The sequence below is a fragment of the Salipiger bermudensis genome, assembly GCF_017309175.1.
GTDB classification, from domain to species: Bacteria; Pseudomonadota; Alphaproteobacteria; order Rhodobacterales; family Rhodobacteraceae; genus Salipiger; species Salipiger bermudensis.
Genome location: NZ_JAEKJV010000044.1, coordinates 1 through 2,490 on the forward strand (window position 1 = coordinate 1; position 2,490 = coordinate 2,490).

The window sequence follows — 2,490 nt, forward strand, 5'->3', positions numbered from 1 at the left end:
GTAACCGCCCGATTGAAGCCGCCTGCCTGACGAAGGCTGGGTGAGCTAAGACACGTGCATAAAGACGTAGTTATGCACGTGTCTTAGCGGGAGATGCCATGTTGGGCGAGGTTCTGGGCGTTGAGCGGCGCCGTCGGTGGAGTGATGACGAGAAGCTCGAGATCTTGCTCGAGGTGGGTGTTGGTGGGGCCTCGGTCACGCAAGTTGCCCAACGGCACGAGCTCACGCGGTCGCAGGTCTATGGCTGGCGTCGTGACCTGAAGAAGAAGGGGCTATGGTCGCCGGATCGGGGCGCGGTTTTTCTACCGGTCGATTTCGGGCCGCATTCCGAACCCGCACAATCCCCTGCACCCTCTCGGCCTGTTCTTGTGGAACTGCGGCTTTCCAATGGTCGTTGCCTTCGGTTCGACAGCAGCATGGATGGCGAGGCGCTGACCCGGCTGATCCGGGCGGTGGAGGCGGCATGATCGGTCCAGGCACCGGTGTTCGCGTCTACTTGGCATGCGGCGCAACGGACATGCGGAAGGGAATTGCCGGCCTTTCGGCCCTGGCTCAGGACGTGTTGCGCCAGAAGCCAACCAGCGGTGCGGTTTTTGCTTTCCGGGGGCGCAAGGGGGATCGTCTGAAGCTGCTCTACTGGGATGGCCAAGGCTTCTGCCTCTACTACAAACTCCTCGAGCGCGGGCACTTTCCCTGGCCGAACACCGAAGCCGGGGTCGCGCGGCTGACCTCCGCCCAGCTGGCGATGCTGTGGGAGGGGATCGACTGGAGGCGTCCGGACTGGGGCGCGCCACCAGCACGGATCGGGTAGATTATCCATCTGAATCCACTTGTTTTATTGGCTCACATGCCCGCTGATGGTATCAGTCGGCATGTCCGATGATGCCGACATTCTCTCTGACGACCCCGCGGTCCTGAAGGCGATGATCGCCGCGCTTCAGACAGAGAATGCGCGCATGTCGGCCACGCTCCAGGCCCACGAGCAACTGGTTCAGGCCTTGCGCCTGCGGATCGCCAAGTTGCAGAAGCAGGCGTTCGGCAAATCTTCGGAAAAGATCGAGCGCGAGATCGCCCAGCTGGAGCTGGCACTGGAGGATCTGCTGGTCGCGGCCGCCGAACAGCACGACGGGCCGACCGAAGACGAGGAGCCTGCCGCGACCGATGCGCCTGTTGCCGAGGCAAAGCCCCGCCGACGTCCGCGCGTGTCGGAGGCAACGCCCCGCGAACGCCGGGAGCTCGACCCCGGTTCCTGTTGCCCCGATTGTGGGGGTGACCTGCGAGTGGTGGGCGAGGACGTCAGCGAGCTCCTCGATCTGGTCGCGGCGCAGATGAGGGTCATTCAGATCGCTCGGGTGAAGAAGTCTTGCCGCCGCTGTGAGCGGATGGTGCAGCCTGCGGCCCCGAGCCGTCCGATCCCCGGCAGCATGGCCGGTCCGGGTCTGCTGGCGCAGATCCTCGTCTCCAAGTTCGACGACCACCTACCGTTGTATCGCCAGAGCGAAATCTACGCCCGCATGGGCGCCGACATCCCGGACAGCACCCTTCTGGATTGGTGTGGGCGCGCCATGAAGGTGCTCGCTCCCGTCATCGAGCGGATCGAGGCCGAGGTAATGTCCGCGCCGGTGCTGCATGCAGATGACACTCCAATCCGCGTGCTGGACCGGTCACGTCGGGACCGCGGTCTCGGCAAGGGTGTCAAACAAGGCCGGATCTGGGCCTATGTCTCTGACCAACGACCCTGGGCCGGCACGGCACCACCCGGCGTCGTCTACCGCTTCTCCCCGGATCGGAAGGGGGAGCATCCGCAGCGCCACCTGCAAGCCAGCCGTGGCATCCTTCAGGCAGATGCCTATGCCGGCTTCAATCCGCTCTACGAACAGCGCGCGGATGGCAGCAGCCAGTTCCGAGAGGCCGCGTGCTGGGCGCACCTGCGGCGCGACTTCCACGATGTCTGGGAGGGCACGAAGTCCGAGATCGCGCAGGAGGCCCTCGACCGGGTCGGCAAGATCTACGATATCGAGCGCGAGATCGCAGGTCAGTCCGCCGAACTGCGACAGGCTGCGCGTCAGCAGTACTCCGGCCCCATGGTGGCTGCCTTCAAGACCTGGGCCGAGGCCCAGCTGCTGCGCATTCCGGGGAAGAGCGATCTCGCCAAGGCCATCCGTTACGGCCTCAGCCGCTGGCCCTCCTTCGAGCTCTTCCTCGAAGACGGCCGCGTCGGCATCGACAACAACCCGGCCGAGCGCGCCATGCGCCCGATCGGCATCGGGCGGAAGAACTGGCTCTTCGCGGGCTCGGATAGAGGTGGCGAAACACTGGCCCGGGCGATGACGCTCATCGAAACCGCCAAGATGAACGGGCTCGACCCCCATGCCTGGCTGGCCGACATCCTCGACCGCATTCATGATCACAAGATCAACCGGCTCGAAGAACTGCTTCCATGGCAATGGACGCCATCACACTAATCCGCGGTCACAATCGGGCGGTTAC

The 2,490-nt window shown here is 64.5% G+C and carries 3 protein-coding genes; all 3 read left to right on the forward strand.

Annotated elements, in window-relative coordinates; translation table 11 throughout:
- Window positions 1-98 precede the first annotated feature (98 nt).
- The 3 genes from tnpA to tnpC all read left to right on the forward strand — a co-directional run bounded on the left by tnpA (window position 99) and on the right by tnpC (window position 2,465).
- A complete protein-coding gene (tnpA, locus tag JF542_RS24235; protein ID WP_207077721.1) occupies window positions 99-467 on the forward strand; it encodes an IS66-like element accessory protein TnpA in 369 nt (122 codons plus the stop codon).
- Window positions 464-811, forward strand: coding sequence for an IS66 family insertion sequence element accessory protein TnpB (gene tnpB, locus JF542_RS24240; protein WP_207077722.1), 348 nt, complete (start codon window positions 464-466; stop codon window positions 809-811). Before tnpA ends, tnpB begins: the two co-directional genes overlap by 4 nt.
- A gap of 61 nt (window positions 812-872) precedes the next feature.
- Window positions 873-2,465 carry an IS66 family transposase gene (tnpC, locus tag JF542_RS24245; protein ID WP_207077723.1) on the forward strand — a complete coding sequence of 531 codons (1,593 nt, stop codon included), beginning with the start codon at window positions 873-875 and terminating at the stop codon, window positions 2,463-2,465.
- Window positions 2,466-2,490 lie beyond the last annotated feature (25 nt).